General features: G+C 72.9%; 14 protein-coding genes and 1 pseudogene. 7 read left to right on the top strand and 8 right to left on the bottom strand.

Going from position 1 to position 18,998, the window contains the following annotated elements; genetic code table 11:
• Positions 1-312: 312 nt before the first annotated feature.
• The 3 genes from ABT232_RS19395 to ABT232_RS19405 are packed head-to-tail and all read right to left on the bottom strand — an operon-like array spanning position 313 to position 4,264.
• The gene (locus tag ABT232_RS19395; RefSeq protein ID WP_351841405.1) at positions 313-2,535 is read right to left on the bottom strand and encodes a xanthine dehydrogenase family protein molybdopterin-binding subunit; all 2,223 of its coding nucleotides are present in this window, start codon (positions 2,533-2,535) and stop codon (positions 313-315) included.
• Positions 2,532-3,512, bottom strand: coding sequence for an FAD binding domain-containing protein (locus ABT232_RS19400; RefSeq protein ID WP_351841407.1), 981 nt, complete (start codon positions 3,510-3,512; stop codon positions 2,532-2,534). Before ABT232_RS19400 ends, ABT232_RS19395 begins: the two co-directional genes overlap by 4 nt.
• 11 nt (positions 3,513-3,523) lie before the next feature.
• On the bottom strand, positions 3,524-4,264 hold the full coding sequence (locus ABT232_RS19405) for a (2Fe-2S)-binding protein (RefSeq protein WP_351841409.1): 741 nt from the start codon (positions 4,262-4,264) through the stop codon (positions 3,524-3,526).
• Positions 4,265-4,367: 103 nt separating this feature from the next.
• Between ABT232_RS19405 and ABT232_RS19410 the strand changes: the two genes are divergently transcribed.
• On the top strand, positions 4,368-5,267 hold the full coding sequence (locus tag ABT232_RS19410) for an NAD-dependent protein deacetylase (protein ID WP_351841411.1): 900 nt from the start codon (positions 4,368-4,370) through the stop codon (positions 5,265-5,267).
• A 258-nt stretch (positions 5,268-5,525) separates the two neighbouring features.
• On the opposite strand, the gene ABT232_RS19415 is transcribed toward ABT232_RS19410, so the two are convergent.
• The 3 genes and pseudogenes from ABT232_RS19415 to ABT232_RS19425 form a co-directional block, all read right to left on the bottom strand.
• Positions 5,526-6,191: a CoA transferase subunit B gene (locus tag ABT232_RS19415; protein ID WP_351841413.1), complete on the bottom strand. Its 666-nt coding sequence runs from the start codon at positions 6,189-6,191 to the stop codon at positions 5,526-5,528.
• Positions 6,191-6,716, bottom strand: a pseudogene (locus ABT232_RS19420) (CoA transferase subunit A); the annotation flags it as partial. The gene ABT232_RS19415 and the pseudogene ABT232_RS19420, both read right to left, overlap by 1 nt.
• Before the next feature lie 37 nt (positions 6,717-6,753).
• Positions 6,754-7,326, bottom strand: coding sequence for a flavin reductase family protein (locus tag ABT232_RS19425; RefSeq protein ID WP_351841415.1), 573 nt, complete (start codon positions 7,324-7,326; stop codon positions 6,754-6,756).
• 304 nt (positions 7,327-7,630) lie between these two features.
• Between ABT232_RS19425 and ABT232_RS19430 the strand changes: the two genes are divergently transcribed.
• On the top strand, positions 7,631-8,839 hold the full coding sequence (locus tag ABT232_RS19430) for an acyl-CoA dehydrogenase family protein (RefSeq protein ID WP_351841417.1): 1,209 nt from the start codon (positions 7,631-7,633) through the stop codon (positions 8,837-8,839).
• Here the strand turns inward: ABT232_RS19430 and ABT232_RS19435 are convergent.
• Both ABT232_RS19435 and ABT232_RS19440 read right to left on the bottom strand, forming a co-directional pair.
• Complete coding sequence (locus ABT232_RS19435) at positions 8,823-10,289, bottom strand: PucR family transcriptional regulator (RefSeq protein WP_351841419.1); 1,467 nt, start codon at positions 10,287-10,289, stop codon at positions 8,823-8,825. The genes ABT232_RS19430 and ABT232_RS19435 overlap by 17 nt on opposite strands.
• A gap of 342 nt (positions 10,290-10,631) precedes the next feature.
• Positions 10,632-11,312, bottom strand: coding sequence for a GntR family transcriptional regulator (locus tag ABT232_RS19440; protein ID WP_351841421.1), 681 nt, complete (start codon positions 11,310-11,312; stop codon positions 10,632-10,634).
• Between the two features lie 143 nt (positions 11,313-11,455).
• Between ABT232_RS19440 and ABT232_RS19445 the strand changes: the two genes are divergently transcribed.
• From ABT232_RS19445 to ABT232_RS19465, 5 genes are all read left to right on the top strand, one after another.
• Positions 11,456-13,849, top strand: coding sequence for a SpoIIE family protein phosphatase (locus ABT232_RS19445; RefSeq protein ID WP_450871739.1), 2,394 nt, complete (start codon positions 11,456-11,458; stop codon positions 13,847-13,849).
• 206 nt (positions 13,850-14,055) lie between these two features.
• Positions 14,056-14,919 carry a fumarylacetoacetate hydrolase family protein gene (locus ABT232_RS19450; protein ID WP_351841423.1) on the top strand — a complete coding sequence of 288 codons (864 nt, stop codon included), beginning with the start codon at positions 14,056-14,058 and terminating at the stop codon, positions 14,917-14,919.
• A 161-nt stretch (positions 14,920-15,080) separates the two neighbouring features.
• On the top strand, positions 15,081-16,046 hold the full coding sequence (locus ABT232_RS19455; RefSeq protein ID WP_351841425.1) for a VOC family protein: 966 nt from the start codon (positions 15,081-15,083) through the stop codon (positions 16,044-16,046).
• Between the two features lie 11 nt (positions 16,047-16,057).
• The gene (locus ABT232_RS19460) at positions 16,058-16,663 is read left to right on the top strand and encodes an FAD-dependent monooxygenase (protein ID WP_351841427.1); all 606 of its coding nucleotides are present in this window, start codon (positions 16,058-16,060) and stop codon (positions 16,661-16,663) included.
• The gene (locus ABT232_RS19465; protein ID WP_351841429.1) at positions 16,660-18,675 is read left to right on the top strand and encodes an acetoacetate--CoA ligase; all 2,016 of its coding nucleotides are present in this window, start codon (positions 16,660-16,662) and stop codon (positions 18,673-18,675) included. Before ABT232_RS19460 ends, ABT232_RS19465 begins: the two co-directional genes overlap by 4 nt.
• The last annotated feature ends 323 nt before the right edge of the window (positions 18,676-18,998 follow it).

Here is an 18,998-nt window from a genome sequence, read left to right on the forward strand (position 1 = left end):
GGGAAACCTCCTGTGGTGCCGGAGATCCCTGGCCCGGACAGATCGGCTGCCGGCCCTTCGGGCGGTCGCGGAGGGCGGTCACGCAGATGCGACGCGGATCAGTACCGCACGCAGCGAATGGCCCGACGCGTGTGCTTGACCAGGGTCTTCGTCAGATTTCCATCGTGCCAGCCGCCTTGGCATATTCCGCATCTGGAGGACATTACCACCCGAAGGAATGATGTGTCGCATTCTGCAATGCTTTGCGTTTCTGGTACGGGAGAACCGGGCACGGGCGGCAGGTCCACGGGTCCACGGCCCCGCAGCCACGCCTCAGAGCAACGACTCCGCGGTGATGGGCAGATCGCGGACACGGCGGCCGGTGGCGTGGAAGACGGCGTTGGCGATCGCGGGCGCCACCCCGACGAGAACCACTTCGCCGAGCCCCTTGACCCCGATCGGATCGGCCTCCCGGTCGTCCCCGTCGAGATAGACGACGCGCAGGTCGGGCGCGTCGGCGTTGACGGGGAGCAGGTAGTCGGCGAGGTCGGCGTCGACGATGCGGCCGTCCCGGTGGTCGGTGACCGTCTGTTCCAGCAGGGCCGCTCCGATGCCCGCGACCATGGCGCCCACGGCCTGGCTCTCGGCGAGCTTGGGGTTGACGATCCGCCCGGCGTCGTACACGCCGAGCATGCGCCGCACCCGCACCAGGCCCAGACCTGCGTCTACGGCGACCTCCGCGAACACCGCGCCATAGGCGTACCGCGCGTGGCGGGACTGTCCGGGTGTGTACGTGCCGAGGACTTCGAGGTGGCTGCGGTCGTTGCGGGTGAGCAACTGCCCGTAGGTCTCCCCGCGCGCACGGTCGCTCCTGACGTGCAGCCGGCCGCCGCGGACCACGATCTCGTCCGGGTCGACGCCGTACAAAGGCGATTGCTCGTCGGCGACGGCGAGTGAGACTGCCTGCCCACGCAGTCTGTCGCAGCCGTTCTGGACGGCGGAGCCGACGCTGGCCATGGTGGCGGACCCGCCGTGCACCGGGGCGGTCGGCAGCTCGGAGTCGCCGAGCCGGAAGGTCACCTTGCGCATCGCCAGGCCGAGGGCATCGGCGGCGATCTGTGTCTGGGATGTGTAGGTGCCCGGCCCCATGTCGCTGGTCGCGGCTTCGACCAGGGCACTTCCGTCGGCCCGCAGCCTGATTCGGGCCCGGCAGGGCGCGCGCCCGCTGTCATGGACGCCGGCGGCCATGCCCATGCCGATCAGCCAGTCCCCGTCGCGCTGTGAGCGCGGTCGCGGGGCGCGCCGATGCCAGCCGAACGCGCGGGCGCCGACCTGGTAGCACTCGCGCAACCGCCGGGTCGAGAAGGGCAGTCCGCTCGACTGGTCGCGCTCGGGTTCGTTGCGCAGACGCAGTTCGACGGGGTCGATGCCCACCTCGTGGGCGAACTCGTCCATCGCGCACTCGATGGCGTAGGAGCCCGTGGTGTAGCCGGTTCCGCGCATGTACGTCGCCGGGTTCACGTCGAGCGGGACCTTCCGGTACTCCTGGCTCACGGCGGGCACGGTGTAGAGCATCTGGCCCGGTGTCAGCACCGGTTCGGAGAAGTCCTCCTCGGCGGATGTCTCGGACCGCACGTCGTGGATCATTCCGGTGAGGCGGCCACGCCGGTCACCGGCCAGGCGGACGGTGTAGGCGTAGCGAGGCCGGAAACCGGTGCCGAAGTACGTCTGGCGGCGGGTGAGCGCGAGTCTCACCGGTCTGCGGGTCTCGCGGGCGGCGAGCGCCGCGATGACGACGTGCGGCCAGGACCGCAGGCAGCTGCCGAAACTGCCGCCGACGTACGGTGAGACGACGTGTACCGACTCCGGGGTGAGGCCGAAGACCCCGGCGAGGTGATCGCGGGTGCCGAGCACCGTCTGAGTCTTGTCCCAGACGGTGAGCCGGCCGTCGTCCCAGCGGGCGACGGTGGCGTGCGGCTCCAGCGCGTTGTGGTGCTGGCGTGCGAGCCGGTAGGTCATCTCCATGCGGACGGCTCCGGAGCGCAGTGCCGTCTCCGCGTCGCCACGGGTGTACGTCTCCGGCTCGCCGCCGCTCTCGCCGGTCATGTCCGTCGACGGCTGCTCGGCGTCGTAGCGGACCTCGACCAGGCTCGCGGCGTGCTGGGCGCTCTCCAGGGTCGCGGCGACGACGACGGCGACCGGCTGGCCGAAGAAGCGGATCCGGTCGTCCTGGAACACCCGGTTGCGCTCGGCCCGCGCGGCCTCTCGGTAGGGAAGCCGGGGTGCGTCGAGGTGGCTGAGCACCCGCAGGACGCCGGGCCCGCCGAGTGCGGCGCGGGTGTCGATGCCGGTGACCCGGCCGCGGGCGATGCCGCTGTCGACGATGACGGCGTGGACGGTGTCCTTGCCCGCGTCATCGACTGCGCCCTCGGTCGGGTGACCGGTCGGGTGGGCGGGTACGTGATCGGCCGCGTATCGGGCCCGGCCGGTGACCTTCAGGTGTCCTTCCACGCGGGACAGCGGCGCGCCGACGGCTGCCTGCGGCTGCGGGTTCATGTGCCGTCTCCTACGACGCGGAGCTGGCGTTCCACGGTCCGCTTGAGCAGCTCGCTCTTGAAGCGGTTGTGGGGCAGGGGCCGGGCGCCGTCGGCCGCCACGGCCGCGGCACGTGTCCACAGTCGTTCCGACGGGCGCTCGCCGATCAGCCGGTGTTCGACGGCGGGCAGCCTCCAGGGCACCGTGCCCACTCCCCCGGCGGCGACCTTCGCCTGCCGGATGACTCCGGCGCGCACGTGCAGGGCGATCGCGGCGGAGGTCAGGGCGAACGCGAAGGACTGACGGTCGCGCACCTTCAGGTAGCCCGAACTCAGTGGCCGTGGATGGCCGGGGATCTTCACGGCGGTGATCAACTCGCCCTGGCTGAGGTCGTTTTCGCGGTGCGGGGTGCTGCCGGGGAGCAGCAGGAAGTCGGCGAGCGGAACCGTGCGCTCGCCGTCGAGGCCGTGCAGGTGAACGGTCGCGTCGAGTGCGGCGAAGGCGACGGCCACGTCGGAGGGGTGGGGGGCGACGCACTGCTCGGAGGAGCCGAGGATGGCGTGCGTGCGGTGGGCTCCGCCTCGGGCGGGACAACCCGAGCCCGGGTCACGCTTGTTGCAGGCCGCGGTGACATCACGGAAGTAGGCGCAGCGGGTGCGTTGCATGAGGTTGCCGCCGATGGTGGCCATGTTGCGCAGCTGAGGGGACGCGCTCACCTCCAGGGCCTGGGAGACGACCGGGTAGCGGCTGCGGACCGTGCTGTGGGCGGCGGCTTCGGCCATCGACACCAAAGCGCCGATGCGCAGGCCTCCGTCCGGGGTGGCCGTGATGTCCCGGAGGGGCAGCCCGCTGATGTCGATCAGGGCCTCGGGCCGTTCGACGGTCTCCCGCATGAGGTCGACGAGGGCGGTGCCTCCGGCGAGGTAGCGACCGCCGTCGCGAGCCGCGTGCAGGGCGTCCTGGAGGTCGGTGGGGCGTGTGAAGGTGAAGGGGTGCATGGCCGTCCGTGTCACATCCCTTCCGCGGTCTGCCGTACGGCTCGCACGATGTTCGGGTAGCAGCCGCAGCGACAGAGGTTGCCGCTCATCCACTCCCTGATCTCCGCGGCGGAGCCGGTGTGTCCCTCCTCGATGCAGGCGACGCCGGACATGATCTGTCCCGGTGTGCAGAAGCCGCACTGGAAGGCGTCCTGGTCGATGAACGCCTGCTGCAACGGGTGCAGTCGGCCGTCTCGCTCCAGCCCTTCGATGGTGGTGACCTGTGCTCCGTCCAGCCGCACCGCCAGTGTCAGGCAGGACACGACCCGACGGCCGTCGACCAGGACGGTGCAGGCCCCGCAGGCGCCGGCGTCACAGCCCTTCTTCGTGCCGGTCAGGCCGAAGTGCTCACGCAGCAGGTCGAGGAGGGACGTGCGGTTGTCGACGGTGATCGCGTGCCGCTCGCCGTTCACGGTGACGGAGAGTCCGCTGCTCGGCACGGAGGAGCCGACGGCCGTCTGCTGTCCTGTGCCTGGCGGAGCCGCTCCGACGGCTGCGCCCGGCGGGGCCGCCGCGGCGGCGGTTGTCCCCGTGGCGACGATGCCGCCCACCACGCCGGCCGCCGCGCCACCCACCACGCCGGTCGCCGCGATGAAGGTACGTCGGGACGAGTCGCGGGACGAGGGCTGTGGACCGGGTCCGACGCTCACGGGCCCGGGGGAACGCTCCGGGGCGAGCTCGCCGTCACTGCCGGTGACCTGGTGACGTGCCATGGATGCAGTCTCGCAGTCCGCCCCCTTCGCACCGGGTTGGGACGCGCGCTGTCCGCCGGTCGAAGGCAACGGCCCCGCGCGGCCCGTTCCGTACCCTTGCAGCATGCGGATGCGCCCCACTCTGAGTTGGACCCCTGCCGAGGACCCGCCGCCGGGCACAACTGACCTGGAGCCGGTCGCCGACGCGCTGAGCACCGGTGGTGTCCTGGTGCTCAGCGGGGCGGGCATCTCCACGGAGTCGGGCATCCCCGACTACCGGGGCGAGGGCGGGAGCCTGGCCCGGCACACCCCGATGACCTACCAGGATTTCACCTCCAGCGCGCACGCCCGGCGCCGGTACTGGGCGCGCAGTCACCTCGGCTGGCGCACCTTCGGCCGCGCCCGCCCCAACGCGGGGCACCGGGCCGTGGCCGCGTTCGGGCGGCACGGCCTGCTGTCGGGTGTGATCACGCAGAACGTCGACGGCTTGCACCAGGCCGCCGGCAGCGAGGACGTCGTGGAACTCCACGGCAGCCTGGGCCGGGTCGTCTGTCTCTCCTGTGGCAACTTCAGTCCGCGCCGCGAACTCGCCCGGCGCCTGGAGGAGGCCAACGCGGGCTTCGAACCGGTGGCGGCCGGGATCAACCCGGACGGCGACGCCGACCTCACCGACGAACAGGTCGGGGACTTCCGGGTGGTGCCCTGCGCGGTGTGCGGCGGCGTCCTCAAACCGGACGTGGTCTTCTTCGGCGAGACCGTTCCGCCGCCGCGGGTCGAGCACTGCCGCCGGCTGGTCCGCGAGGCGACCTCCCTGCTGGTTCTGGGGTCCTCACTGACGGTGATGTCCGGGCTCCGGTTCGTCCGCCAGGCGGCGCAGGCCGGGAAGCCGGTTCTGATCGTCAACCGGGATCCGACCCGGGGCGATCAGCATGCCGTCACCCGCGTCGCGCTGCCTCTGGGCACGTCCCTCACCACGGTGGCCGGCCGGCTGGACATCCCGCTCGACGGCTTGGCGACGGCCTGAATCGCTCAGGGCCGGAGTCCAGGAGGTCTGAGGTCCAGGAGGTCTGAGGTCCAGGAGAGCCGCGGTCCAGCCGGGTCCAGGAAGCTGGGGCCCAGGAGGGCCGGCGGGCGCTGTGGGAGCGGACCGCCCCGGCCGCGAGGCAGGGCAACCTCGGACAGGATGCGGCCGGGGCGGAGCGGATGCGGCCACCGGCAGAGGCCGTGGCCGGTTCCGCCGGTCCGGTGGCTGTCCTCCTGGAACACCGGACCGGCGGAAGCCTCAGACGGGCAGCGCGGCTGCCGCCGGTACGTGCTCCGGTACGCGCAGCGGTGCCGCGGTGGCCGCGACGGCCTGCTCGGTCGTGACGCCGGGCGCTCTCTCCATGAGGAGGAGGCCGCTTTCGGTGACGTCGAGGACGCCGAGGTCGGTGATGATCCGATGGACGCAGGCGCGGCCGGTCAGGGGCAGGGTGCACTCGGGGACGATCTTCGGGCTGCCGTCCTTGGCCGTGTGCTCCATCAGGACGATGACGCGCCGGGCCCCGTGCACGAGGTCCATCGCGCCGCCCATGCCCTTGACCATCTTGCCGGGGATCATCCAGTTGGCCAGGTCGCCGTCGGCGGAGACCTGCATGGCCCCGAGGATCGCGGAGTGGATGTGACCGCCGCGGATCATGCCGAACGACAGCGCGGAGTCGAAGAACGAGGCGCCGGGCAGGACGGTGACGGTCTCCTTGCCGGCGTTGATCAGATCGGGATCGACCTCGCGCTCCGCCGGACAGGGGCCGGTGCCGAGGATGCCGTTCTCCGACAGGAGCACCACGTGTACACCGTCGGGTATGAAGCCGGGGACGAGGGTGGGCAGGCCGATGCCGAAGTTGACATAGTCGCCGTCGCTCAGCTCGGCTGCGGCGCGGACCGCCATCTGGTCACGGGTCCAGGCCATCAGACGGCCACCGTCCTCTTCTCGATCTGCTTCTCTGCCGCCTGCTGCGGGGTCAGGGCGACGACACGCTGGACGAACACGCCGGGCAGGTGGATCTCGTCGGGGCTCAGGACGCCCGGCTCGACCGGTTCCTCGACCTCGGCGACGGTCACGCGGCCCGCCATCGCGGCCGGCGGGTTGAAGTCGCGGGCCGACTTGTCGAAGACGAGGTTGCCGTGCCGGTCCCGGCGTGCGGCCCGCACCAGGGCGAAGTCGCAGGTGATGGCGTGCTCCAGTACGTAGTCGTGGTCCCCGGACGTGCGGGTCTCCTCGGCCGGGGAGGCGACGGCCACGCTGCCGTCGGCGTGGTGGCGCCAGGGGATGCCGCCGGCGGCGAGCGGGGTGCCGACGCCGGCGGGTGTGCAGAACGCCGGGATGCCGCAGCCGGCCGGCGCGCAGGCGTTCGGCGAGGGTGCCCTGGGGCACGAGTTCGACTTCGAGCTCGCCGGTGAGGTAGTGGCGGGCGAACTCCTTGTTCTCGCCGACGGGCCGACGAGGACCCGGCGACGACCGGTTGACCCGCTCAGCTGCTCCACCAGTCGAACGGGTGGGTGGCGGCGTGCCTCGTGGCCTCCCGGTCGAGGCGCACCAGCCGGCCCCGGTGGAAGACGAGGGGCCTGTCCTGTCCGGCCGTCGCGGCGAGTCGCCGCACCCGGCCCACGACGGCCAGGTGGTCACCGGCGCGGAAGCTGTCCTCGACGTCGCATTCGATCCAGGCGACGGCCCCGTGGATGCGCGGCGCCCCGTTGCCGGCCGGCTGCCAGTCGCAGGAGGCGAACCGGTCGGCCGTGCGACCGGCGAACGCCGCGCACACCTCCCCCTGGTCCTCGGCGAGCACGTTCACGCAGAACCGTCCGCTGTCGACGATCGCGGCGGCGCTCGCCGACTGCCTGCCGCAGTAGAAGACCACCAGGGGCGGTTCGAGCGACACGGAGGTGAAGCTGCCGACCGTGACGCCGACGGGCCCCTCCGGCGTCATGGCGGTCACCACGCTCACCGACGTGGGCACATGGCCGAGCACCTGACGGAACGCGGCCGGGTCGGCCGAGGCGGCGGGCAGGTCTGCCGGGGCGGGAACAAGGGCGGACGGGGACACGGCTACCTCCGGGAGAGCGGGCCGGCGTACGGCGGGAGCGGCTGCCCAGGCCGTACGCCGACGGATGTTTCCGGCCAGTGAAGCTCCACGCGCCGGGGCAAGGGATGGGCCGGGTGGCCAAGCCGGCCGAGCGCGGTTGCGGTCCGGGCGCAAAAACGGGCGCGGACTTGTCGCGGAGCCCAGAGCGAGGTCCCGATTCTGCGGTCCGGGCGCAGGGACATCGGCGCGGAACCGGCATGGAATCGCCTCCGACGCCCCGGTGGACGAGGGGCGCCGATTCGAGCCGTACAGCGCAGGAGGAACCATGACGACGACAACGGCGGCCCGGCGGACGGTCGGCACGGCCGGGACGACCCCGAAGGAGCGGGCTGCCGCCCTGGTGCCCCTGCTGCGGGAGAACGCGGCTCGCACCGAGCGGGACCGCAAGGTGGCCGAGGAGAACATCGCCGCGCTGACGGAGGCCGGCCTCTTCCGCATGACCGTGCCCAGGCGCCTGGGCGGCGAGGAGGTGAACCTGCGGACGTTCGTCGAGGTCTCCTCCGAGCTGGCCCGTGGCTGTGGTTCCACGGCGTGGGTGGCGACGCTGGTCAACGTCTGCAACTGGATGGTCGGCCTCTACCCCGAGCGTGCCCAGCGGGAGGTCTGGGGCGACGGTCCGGATGCGCGGGTCTGCGGTGTGCTGGCACCCAGCGCGACCACCAGGGCGGTCGACGGCGGGCTGGTGGTCACCGGCCGCTGGGGCTTCGCCTCGGGCAGTCTGCACGCCCAGTGGGCCGTCCTCGGTATTCCGGTCGTGGACGCCTCCGGAGCGCAGATCGACCAGGGCTCGGCCCTCATCCCGCTGTCGGACCTCACCATCGAGGACACCTGGTACGTGGCCGGCATGCGCGGCACGGGCAGCAACACGCTCGTCGCCGACGAGGTCTTCGTCCCCGAGCACCGGATCCTGTCCGTGACCGAGGCCGTGGAGGGGAAGTACCGCACCGAGCACGAGGACGAGGCGCTGTTCCGCTCGGCGCTGGTCCCGGTGCTCTCCCTGGTGCTGGCCGGACCGCAGGTGGGCCTCGCGCGGGCCGGGATGGACGTGGTCTCCGGCTCGCTCGCCAAGGGCAAGGGCATCTCGTACACGTTCTACGAGCGCGCGAGTGAGGCGCCCTCGACCCAGATCCAGCTCGCGGAGGCGGCCCAGCTGATCGACACCGCCACCCTGCACCTGCTGCGGGCCGCCGACGACATCGACACCTGGGCCGCGTCCGGCGAGCTGATGCCGTTCGGGACGCGGGCGCGCGTGCGGATGGACACCGGTTACATCGCCCGCCGCTCCCGCGAGGCCCTCGACCTGCTGCTCAGCGTCCAGGGCGCGGGCAGCTTCGCCGAGGCCAACCCGATGCAGCGGATCTGGCGGGACCAGGAGACCGGCAGCCGGCACGCGATCGTCAACCCGGCCATCGCGAGCGAGCTGTACGGGCGGGCGCTGCTGGGTGTGGAGGAGCAGGTCACGCCTTTGATCTGAGCCTTCGACCGGGGTGGTGGGGCGCACCGTCACGCGGCCCGTCGCTCCTCCGCCGCAGCACGGCGGGCCCGAGAACCCTCGCGGCCTCCAGGGCCGCCATCAGCTCCGGCAGCCGGGCGGCGAGGTCGTGGCCGAGCAGTTCCTGTGCCCGCTTGACGCGGTAGGTGACGGTGTTGCGCGCCACGTGCAGCTGCGCCGCGGCGACGGTGAGGCTCCGCTCGTGGCGCAGGTACCGGCGCACGGTCTCGCGCAGCCGGTCCGCGTGCGGCGTGTCGGCCGCCAGTGCGCCCAGCTCGTCGCTCACGAAGCGGCGCAGCGCGGGCAGGTCGGTGGAGAGCAGGGCCGCCATCTCCACGTCCTGGTGGTCCACGAGCTGTCCGGTGCCGCGCGGGTTGAGCCGTCCCACCCGCTGGGCGTGCCGGGCGTCCTCGTGGGACTGCCGGAACCCGGCCAGGCCCTCGCGGACGGAACCGCAGGCGAACCGGAGGTCGGCGGGGAACGTCTGCTCGGAGCGCCGGGGAGCGGACTGATGGGTGTGGGGGCTGCCCCATGCCCATACGGTCGTCCCGCCGACCGGCACCACCAGCGCGGAGGAGCAGCCGCGCCGGTGCAGCAGCTCGGCGGCCGCGGCCTGGAGGTCGCTCGTGGCCTCGGCCCGGAGGGTGTCGCACCAGGCGATGACGGCGAGCTGGCGGCCCTCCAGTGAGTGGTCCAGTACTTGGGCGGCCGTGTCCTGCCGGACGGGTTCGCCGGCGAGGAGGAGACGGACGGTCTCCTCGCGGGCGGCGGCGCCGCTGGTGGTCCAGCGGTCGTGCTCGGCGAGGTACTCCGCGGTCATGTGCGAGGAGAACGTGTCCATGTAGCCGAAGAGAAGTTCCGACACCCGGCGGAACTCCCGTGCGAGTTCGCCGGGCGGCACGAGTTCCTGGCAGCCGGTCATCAGCGACCGGGTCAGCGCGGCGTGGGCGACCCGGATGCCGCGCAGGACCTTGTCGAGGGGGATGCGGCGCCGGGCGAACTCGCGGTCGCCCCGCAGCGACTCCTCGGGTACGGCCGCTTCGGTCGACGGGTCGGCCAGCAGCATCAGCGCGTGCAGCGTCGCGGCCTCGGTGCCCATGCGCAGGGTCTCGAAGGGGGCGTCGCCGCCGCCGAGTTCGGGGACCGTGTCGATGATGACGCGGGCCAGGTGATGGCCGACCTGAACGGCCCAGGCGACGGGTGCGGGGCCCAGGCGGTCCGTCGCCTCGGCGATGCCGCTCGCCGTGCCGGCGGGCGTGGCCGGTGCGTCGTCCCCGGGGACGGGCGCGAGCCGATGGACCCAGCGGGAGGGGCCGTGGTCGTCGTGCTCGACGGGCGCGGCGCCGTGCCGGCCGGAGAGGCCGTGGTCGTCGTGCTCGACGGGCGCGGCGCCGTGCCGGCCGGAGGGGGTGTGGTCGTCGTACGCCGTCATGACGTCGTCCTTGCCGTCGTGAGAGCAGCGGGTGCCGCGGTGCCGCGCTGGTCGCCACCGGCCCACCGCCGCGCACGGTGCCACCCGGGCCGGAGCCCCGCATCCGGGTCCGGCGCCGGTCACGGCAGGCGCGTACCGGGCGGACGGGCGGCGGACGATGGCGAGTGGGCGGCAGGCGGTGTCGGGCCGGCGGGCGGTTGTGAGCGGGTCGGCGAGTGGTAGCGGGCGGGCGGGCACGCGGTGGCGAGCGGATCGGCAGGCGGGGGCGAGCGGGTCGGCACGCGGTGGCGAGCGGGTCGGCAGGCGGGGGCGAGCGGGTCGGCGGGTATCGCCGAGCCCGCCCTAGGCCTTCGCGCCGGGGCCCTTCTCGATCACCGTGCGCATGGCCTGGGAGGTGCGGTCGATGTGCCGGGCGAGCAGTTCGGCCGCGGTGTCGGCGTCCCTGCTCAGTACGGCGTCCACGAGGCGCTGGTGCTCGCCCGGCACATCGCGGTGGACGTCGTGGCCCACGGGCCGTGACCAGCGCCGGTACAGCGTGGCCGCGTCCCGCAGGCTGGCTGCGACGGCCAGCAGCCGGGCGTTGCCGCACGCTTCGAGCAGTGTCTGGTGGAACCGCTCGTGCACGGTGAACCAGTCGCCGTTCATCGTGCCGTCCGGCCGGACGGCCTCGACCCCGGAGAGATGGTGGTGGGCGGCGACGACGGCCGCCTCCCACTGGATGTCGCCGCGCTCGATGGCCCGGCGCAGCACCATCGTCTCGACCTCGATACGGGCCTCGGTGAGTTCGTCGAGATCCGCCTGGGACACGGTGACCACACGGAAACCCTGTTGGGGTGTGGCGAGGACGAGCCCCTGTTCCGACAGGCGGGTGAGGGCTTCGCGGATCACCGACTGGCTGACCGAGAAGCGCTGGGCCAGCTCCACCAGGCGCAGCCGCTGCCCGGGAAGGAACGTCCCTTGGAAGATGTCCTCACGGATCTGCGCGTAGACGATGCCGCCTCGGGTCGCCTTCTCTCCAGCCATGGGCACACACCGTAGCAGCAAAACGACAACGCAGGAAAATAACGCTAATCGCGGTTGCCGGACCCCACCGAACGGCCGCTCGCCGCACGCCACGAATCCAGGCAAATGCCCATAATGAGCATGTCCAAGGTCTCGATCGGTTGGTGAGGGCCAGCGTGGACACCTGCTACGGGCACGACAACGGCGGCCGTGACCAGTTCGAGGACGCCCTCATGGACGTGGTGGCCGCCCTGGTCGACGACCAGGGGACGGTCCGGCAGTGGTCCGGTGCCGCCGCGGAACTGCTCGACAGGTCCGCCGAGGAGGTCTGCGGTCAGCCCGTGACCCGGCTGTTCGCCGACACGGAGCGGCGGGGCGGGAGTCTCCCCGGCCCGGGGGCGACCGCGCTGCTGCGCCACGCCCGCGGCCACGGCGTCGCCGTCCGCTGCCGGGTCCTGCCGCTGGAGGGAACCGGGTACCGGCTGCTGCTCGCGGTGCCCGCCGCCCGCGCGGAGGAGTCCGAGTGGGGGGCGGCGCTGGTGCGCGCCCTGCTCGCCCAGCAGCGGATCGGGGTCGTGCTGCGGGACACAGATCTCACCGTCGTGCGCAGCAACGTCGGCGCCGGAGGCCCCCTGCCGCTGACGCCGGGCAGCGACCTGACCGACGTGATGGAGGGGTCCGACGCCGCCCGCGCCGTCGCCGGGCTGCGTGAGGTACTGGAGACCGGGACACCCCTGGTGAACCGCGCCCAGCACGTACGCACCCTGTCGGAACCGGCGCACGAGTACTCGTTCTCCGTGACCGCGCTGCGCATGACGGACCGCGGCGGACGGCCGTCAGGGGTCACGGTGCTGCTCACGGACGCGACGGCGCAGTGGCGCGCCGACCGGCGGTTGCGGCTGCGGCACCGGGCCGCGGTCAGCATCGGCCACTCCCTGGACGTACGCCGCACCGCCCAGAGCGTCGCCGATGTGCTGGTGCCCGACTTCGCGGAACAGGTGGCCGTCGACCTCGCCGAGCGCGTCCTGGCGGGCGACGAGCCGACCAAGGCCTTCGGCGGCGGCGATCCCCATCTGCGCCGGATGGCGGTGCGCGGGGCCGACGGCTGGCCGGCGGGGCTCATGCGTCCCGGGGACACGTTCCCTTCGCTGCCGGACTGGCCCGACGCCCGCAGCCTCCAGGCCGGGCGCACGGTCCTCGCCGACCGAGCCGCGATCGAGCGGCTGCTCGGCGAGAGCCCGCTGAGACGGCTGCTCATCCCTGATCGCGGGCGCTGTCTGGCCATCGCCCCGCTGTTCGCTCGCGGTCTGATCCTGGGCCTCATCGGCGCGTGGCGCACGGACCGCGAGGAGCCCTTCGACGAGCAGGACGCGGATCTGCTGACGGAGATCGCCGCGCACGCCGCCCTCAGCATCGACAACGCGCGCCGCTACACCCGCGAGCACCGTGCCGCCGTCACCCTCCAGCAACGCCTCCTGCCCGCCGCCACCACCCGCACGCCCGCGGTCGAAGCCGTCGGCCGGTACCTCCCCGCCGCCGACGGCGCCGAGATCGGCGGCGACTGGTTCGACGTCCTGCCCCTGCCGTCCCTCCGCGTGGCCCTTGCCGTCGGCGACGTCGTCGGCCACGGCCTGCACGCCGCCGCCACCATGGGACGCCTGCGCACCGCCGTACAGACCCTCGCCGACCTCGAACTGCCGCCCGACGAACTCCTCACCCGACTCGACGAACTCGTCACCCGACTCGACGCCGAGACCGGCCCCACCGAAGCCGACACCATCGGCGCGACCTGCCTCGTCGCCCTCTACGACCCCGTCACCCAGCAGTGCACCGTCGCCAGCGCCGGCCACCCCCCGCCCATCGTCGCCACACCCGACGGCACCACCCAGCCCCTCCCGGTCCGCCCAGGACCACCCCTCGGCGTCGGCGGCCTCCCCTTCGAGACCACCACCGTCCACCTCCCGCCCGACAGCTGGCTCGCCCTCTACACCGACGGACTCCTCAGCGGACGAACGGAGGACGTCGACGCCGCGGTCGACCGGCTCGCCCTGCGCATCGCCGAGCTGCACGGATCGGCGAGCCCGCTGGAAGAGGCCGGCCGCGCCCTGACCGCGGAGCAGGCGGCTCATCCGGCCGCCGACGACACGGCCCTGCTGCTGGCCCGCGTCCGGTCGCTGCGGCCCGGCGGCGTCGCCGAGTGGGAGTTCCCCGCCGATCCCGCCACGGTCGCCGACGCCAGGGCCGCGGCCGCCGGGAAGCTGGCCGAATGGGGGCTCGCGCCTCTCGACTTCGCCGTCGAGCTGATCGTCAGCGAGCTGGTGACCAACGCCGTCCGCTACGCGGGCGGCCCGATCGGCCTACGGCTCATCCACGCCGACACCGTCCTGTTCTGCGAGGTCAGCGACCCGAGCAACACCCAGCCCAGACTGCGCCGCGCCTCCGACAACGACGAGGGCGGCCGAGGGCTGTTCCTGGTCGCCCAGCTCAGCAGCCGCTGGGGCAGCAGATACCGGCAGTCGGGCAAGACCATCTGGGCCGAGCTGGAAGCGCCGGCGTAGGCGGCACATTGTCCCGTGGGGCGAATGACCCGACCCCGTGCCCTGCGCAGCGCTGACCCATCCTCCCCTGCTGCCCGGCTCAGCGACTTCCCACCAGCAAAACGACAGCTCTACAAATTATCGTTAATCTATTGCGTCATCGAGATTGCCGGGTGAGACTGCTGCGGCACACCCCGTTGCACACCCCGTACGGCATGGAGGGCTTCATGCGCCTGGCACACATCGGCGGACGACTGGCCATCAAGGGCCCCGGAGGCTTCGTCGACGTCGCGGAGGCCAGTCAGGGACGCTTCGGTCCCGACGCCCAGACGGCGCTCGACGAGTGGGAGGCCTTCTCGTCCTGGGCGCGGACGTTCCTGGCGTCACCGGCAGCGGCCGCGGCGCCCGCGGTGAACACGGGCGCCGGTGCGGTGTGGGGACCTCCGGTTCCCCGGCCCGCCCAGATCTTCGCGGTCGGCCTGAACTACCGCGACCACATCGCCGAGTCGAACCTGACCGTCCCGGCGGAACCGGCCGTGTTCACCAAGTTCCGCACCTCCCTGACCGGCCACGAGGCGCCCGTCGTGCTCCCCGAGGGCGCGGTGGACTGGGAAGCGGAACTGGTCGCCGTGATCGGCCGCCACTGCCACCACGCGACCCGGGAGACCGCGTGGTCCTACGTGGCCGGGCTGACCGTGGGCCAGGACCTCTCCGAGCGCCGCCTCCAACTGACCGGCCCGGCACCGCAGTTCTCCCTCGGCAAGTCCTACCCCGGCTTCGCCCCGCTCGGCCCCGAGCTCGTCAGCACCGACGAGTTCGCCGATCCCGACGACCTGGAGCTGGGCTGCCGTCTCGAAGGCGGCGAGATCCTTCAGAAGAGCCGCACCAGCGAGATGGTGTTCGACGTGCCGGAGCTGATCACACGCCTGTCGGCCGTGTGTCCCCTGCTGCCCGGCGACCTGATCTTCACCGGCACCCCCGCCGGCGTCGGCGGTGCGCGCAGCCCGCAGAAGTTCCTCGCCGCCGGGGACGTCCTCGTCACCTGGATCGAGGGCATCGGCACCCTGCGCAACCCGATGCTCGCCCCCTGACCGATCCGTACGGCCGACCGCTCGGCCGGCCGCACCGAGCCGCGCAGCTCCGCCTCGCCGCTCGGCCGGCCGCACCGAGCCGCGCAGCTCCGCCTCCCCTGACCCGACTCGCCCGGTCCGCCTCCCTGATCCACGACGCCCCTTCGAAAGAGCCGCCACACATGTCACTGCACCGACTCACCCGGATCGTCATGGGTGTACCGAACGTCGAGCAGACGGCCGCCTACTACGGCGACTTCGGCCTCACGCCCACCGACACCGCCCCCGACGCCACCGCTCCGGCGCCCCACCAGGCCCGGGCGTTCTCGACCGTCGACGGCGGCGAGCAGCTGCGCATCGTGCACTCCCCGCGCCGCCGCCTGATCGAACTCGGCGTGGGCGCCGACGACCCCGACGACCTCGACCGGGTCGCGGCCTCACTGGCGGGCCTGGACGTGCCCGTGGTCCGCACGGCCGACAGCGTGGCGGCCGTCGACCAGGGCACCGGGGTCCTCGTCCGCGTGGAGCGGGCGCCGCGTCTGCGGCAGACGCCGTCGCCCGTGGCCGCCTACAACGCGCCCGGCGTCACCGCCCGCCTGCACGAGCGCGCTCCCGGCATCCTGCGCCCCGAACCCGTCCGCCCGCGCAAGCTCGGTCACGTCGTCCTCGGCTCCACCGACCAGGAGACCTCCCAGCGCTTCTTCCTGGAAGGCGTCGGGTTCAAGGTCAGCGACACCGTCAAGGGCCTGGCCGCGTTCATGCGCTGCTCCAGCGACCACCACAACGTACTCGTCCAGCAGGCCCCCGTCGCCTTCCTGCACCACACCTCGTGGCAGGTCGACGACATCGACGAGATCGGCCGCGGCGCCACCGCCATGCTGGAGAAGGACCCCGACCGCCACACCTGGGGCCTGGGCCGCCACCACATCGGCTCCAACTTCTTCTGGTACCTCAAGGACCCGGCCGGCACGTTCTCGGAGTACTACTCCGACATCGACTGCATCGTCGACGACGCCCTGTGGAAGCCGGGGGTCTTCGAGGAGAACGCCCAGGCCCTCTACTCCTGGGGCCCGCCCCCGCCGCCCTCCTTCCTGGCCCCCGAGGACCTCGCGGCCCTCATGGCCGGCGCACACGCCACGGCCCGGTGAGGAAGGCCGTCATGCACCAGTACACCCACCGCCCGAGCCACCACGACGTCCGCGTCGTCGGCGCAGGCCCGGACGGCCGGATCACGGCTCTGTTCCCGGCGCGGGACGGATGGCGGGTCACCGTCCTCGAACGGTCGCCCACCGCGTCTCCGCTGCCGCGCGCCGGGCGCCGCGACGACGAGGTCGAGCGGCTGCCCGCCCACGCCGGGCTCGGCGACCGGCCGGACACCCTGTCCGAGCCGGCCGAAAGCCACGAGTGGCGCGTCGCCCACGGTGACACGCTGCTCCGCTTCGACCGGCCGGGACCGGGGCCGTCGGGCCGGCCCCGCGCCTCGATGACCTACCGGCCCGACCTGGAGCGGGCGATCGCCGAGGCCGTCGAGAGGTGTCCGAAGGCCACGGTCCTGCGCGGTGACGGTGACCCGGCCGTCCCGCACACGCACGGCAGCGAGCGCAGCGCCCACGTCCTCCACGCCATCGGCATGCCGGTAGAGCCGGGCGAGGTCATCCGCGTCACCGACGCCGACGAGGCGGCCCGGCGGGACGCCATCAGGCTCGCCGACGACGCGGACGTCGTCCGCGCGGCGCCCGCGGCCCTCTCGGGGGGTGCCCGATGAGCACGGCACAGCGGACGACGGCCGTCGAACCGATCTGGCGGCCCGATCCGGCCGAGGCGGCCGGATCGCACCTCGCCCGGTTCGTCGACCTCGTCGCCCGCCGCACGGGCGTCACCCACCCCGATTACACGTCGCTGTGGGACTGGTCGGTCGCGGACCTGCCCGGATTCTGGTCGGCGGTCCGCGAGTTCTTCGACCTGCGCTTCGGCGGCACCTGGGACCACGTCCTCGACGACGCGCCGATGCCGGCGACCCGCTGGTTCTCCGGTGCCCGGCTCAACTACGCCGAGCACGCGCTGCGCACCGGCGACCCCGCCGGCACCGCGGTGATCTCGGTCGACGAGAGCGGCACCACCACACACACCAGCTGGGCCGAACTGCGCCGCGAGGTCGGGGCGCTGGCCGGCTGGCTGCGCGCGCAGGGAGTCACCACCGGCGACCGCGTGGTCGGCTACCTGCCCAACACCCGGCACGCGGTGATCGCGTTCCTGGCCACGGCCACCGTCGGTGCCGTGTGGTCGGCCTGCGGCCAGGACTACGGCGCCGACGGCGCCGCCAACCGTTTCGCCCAGCTCGAACCGCTCGTGCTGTTCGCCGCCGACGGCTACCGGTGGAACGGCCGGGAGCACGACCGCCGGGCGGAGGCCGCCGCGCTGCGCGAGGCGCTGCCGTCCGTCCGCGTCACCGTGCAGATCCCGAACCTCGGCCTGCCCGTCGAAGCCCCCGCCGTGCCCTGGGAGGACGCGCTCGCCGAGCCCGCGGAGTGCGACTTCGCCAGCCTGCCGTTCGACGCGCCGCTGTGGGTCCTGTACTCCTCCGGCACCACCGGAACACCCAAGGGCATCGTGCACGGCCACGGCGGAGTCCTGCTGGACCACCACAAACTCCTCGGTCTGCACCTCGACCTCGGTCCGGGTGACCGGTTCTGCTGGTACACCACCACCAACTGGATGATGTGGAACATGGTCGTCTCCGGCCTGCTGGTCGGCGCGACGATCGTGCTCTACGACGGAAGCCCCTCCCATCCCGGCCCGCAGCGCCTGTGGGAGCTGGCGGCCGAGCACCGCACGTCCGTTCTCGGCGTCTCCCCCGGCTACCTCCAGGCGTCCGCGAAGGCGGGCCTGGAACCGGGACGGGACCTCGATCTGTCGGCGCTGCGGATCCTCGGCTGCACCGGCGCGCCGCTGCCCGCCCAGTCGTACCACTGGGTCCACGACCACGTCGGTCCCCGCGTCCAGGTCGGCTCCACCAGCGGCGGCACCGACATCGTCAGCGGCTTCGCCGGCAGCGCGCCGCTCACTCCGGTGTGGCCCGGTGAGATCTCCGCCCCGCTCCTCGGCGTGGCACTCCAGGCGTTCGACGCCGACGGACGGCCCGTGACCGACGAGGTCGGCGAACTCGTGGTGACCCGGCCGATGCCCTCGATGCCGCTGTACTTCTGGAACGATCCCGACGGCAGCCGCTACCGGCAGGCTTACTTCGGTGCGTTCCCGGGCGTCTGGCGGCACGGCGACTGGATGACCCACACCGCGCGCGGCAGCGTCATCGTCTCCGGCCGCTCCGACTCCACACTCAACCGGCACGGCGTACGGCTCGGCAGCGCCGACATCTACGCCGTGGTGGACGAGCTTCCCGGGATTCGCGAAAGCCTGGTCATCGGGGCCGAACTCCCCGACGGCGGCTACTGGATGCCGCTGTTCGTGGTCCTGGAGCCCGGAACCGTGCTCACCGACGAGCTGCGGTCCGGCATCGCGGCCGCGATCCGCACCCAGGCCTCGCCGCGGCACGTCCCCGACACCGTGATCGAGGTGCCGGCGCTGCCGCACACCCGCACCGGCAAGAAACTGGAGGTGCCCGTCAAGCGCCTGCTGCAGGGCGCCGGCCTCGATCAGGTCGCGGGCCGTGAGGCGGTCGACGACATCACCGCGCTTGAGTACTTCACCCGCTTCGCGCCCTCCGCGTCCGGTACGGGCCCTTCGGCACCCGGCACCGCGGCGCACCGCACCCCCTGAGCACCGGGCCCGCGGTGCGGCGGACCAGGCGAGCGAGCAGAACCGCACACTCTGCCGGTCGAGCGCTCGAGGGTGTGCCCGACCCCTCGCCCCGCCGTCACCCGGGCCCGGTCGGTGTGCGGCGCTGCTTCCCCTCCGCTCCGCAGCGCCGCACACCACTTCCCTCCTCACTCACCCCACACACCTCGCGGCGCGCCGCCCACCCCTGAACGACCGAGGAAGAGATGCCTGATTTCGACCTGTACCGCCCGTCCGAGGAGCACGACATGCTCCGCGACGCCGTCCGCTCCCTGGCCGAGGCGAAGATCGCGCCGCACGCCGCC

It is taken from the genome of Streptomyces sp. NPDC001532, from assembly GCF_040298625.1.
GTDB lineage: Bacteria > Actinomycetota > Actinomycetes > Streptomycetales > Streptomycetaceae > Streptomyces.

Excerpts from the sequence above, each read along its gene's own strand:
- ABT232_RS19395 (WP_351841405.1), bottom strand. The coding sequence starts at position 2,535 with ATGAACCCGCAGCCGCAGGCAGCCGTCGGCGCGCCGCTGTCCCGCGTG.
- ABT232_RS19400 (WP_351841407.1), bottom strand. The coding sequence starts at position 3,512 with ATGCACCCCTTCACCTTCACACGCCCCACCGACCTCCAGGACGCCCTG.
- ABT232_RS19405 (WP_351841409.1), bottom strand. The coding sequence starts at position 4,264 with ATGGCACGTCACCAGGTCACCGGCAGTGACGGCGAGCTCGCCCCGGAG.
- ABT232_RS19410 (WP_351841411.1), top strand. The coding sequence starts at position 4,368 with ATGCGGATGCGCCCCACTCTGAGTTGGACCCCTGCCGAGGACCCGCCG.
- ABT232_RS19415 (WP_351841413.1), bottom strand. The coding sequence starts at position 6,191 with ATGGCCTGGACCCGTGACCAGATGGCGGTCCGCGCCGCAGCCGAGCTG.
- ABT232_RS19430 (WP_351841417.1), top strand. The coding sequence starts at position 7,631 with ATGACGACGACAACGGCGGCCCGGCGGACGGTCGGCACGGCCGGGACG.
- ABT232_RS19435 (WP_351841419.1), bottom strand. The coding sequence starts at position 10,289 with ATGACGGCGTACGACGACCACACCCCCTCCGGCCGGCACGGCGCCGCG.
- ABT232_RS19440 (WP_351841421.1), bottom strand. The coding sequence starts at position 11,312 with ATGGCTGGAGAGAAGGCGACCCGAGGCGGCATCGTCTACGCGCAGATC.
- ABT232_RS19450 (WP_351841423.1), top strand. The coding sequence starts at position 14,056 with ATGCGCCTGGCACACATCGGCGGACGACTGGCCATCAAGGGCCCCGGA.
- ABT232_RS19455 (WP_351841425.1), top strand. The coding sequence starts at position 15,081 with ATGTCACTGCACCGACTCACCCGGATCGTCATGGGTGTACCGAACGTC.
- ABT232_RS19460 (WP_351841427.1), top strand. The coding sequence starts at position 16,058 with ATGCACCAGTACACCCACCGCCCGAGCCACCACGACGTCCGCGTCGTC.
- ABT232_RS19465 (WP_351841429.1), top strand. The coding sequence starts at position 16,660 with ATGAGCACGGCACAGCGGACGACGGCCGTCGAACCGATCTGGCGGCCC.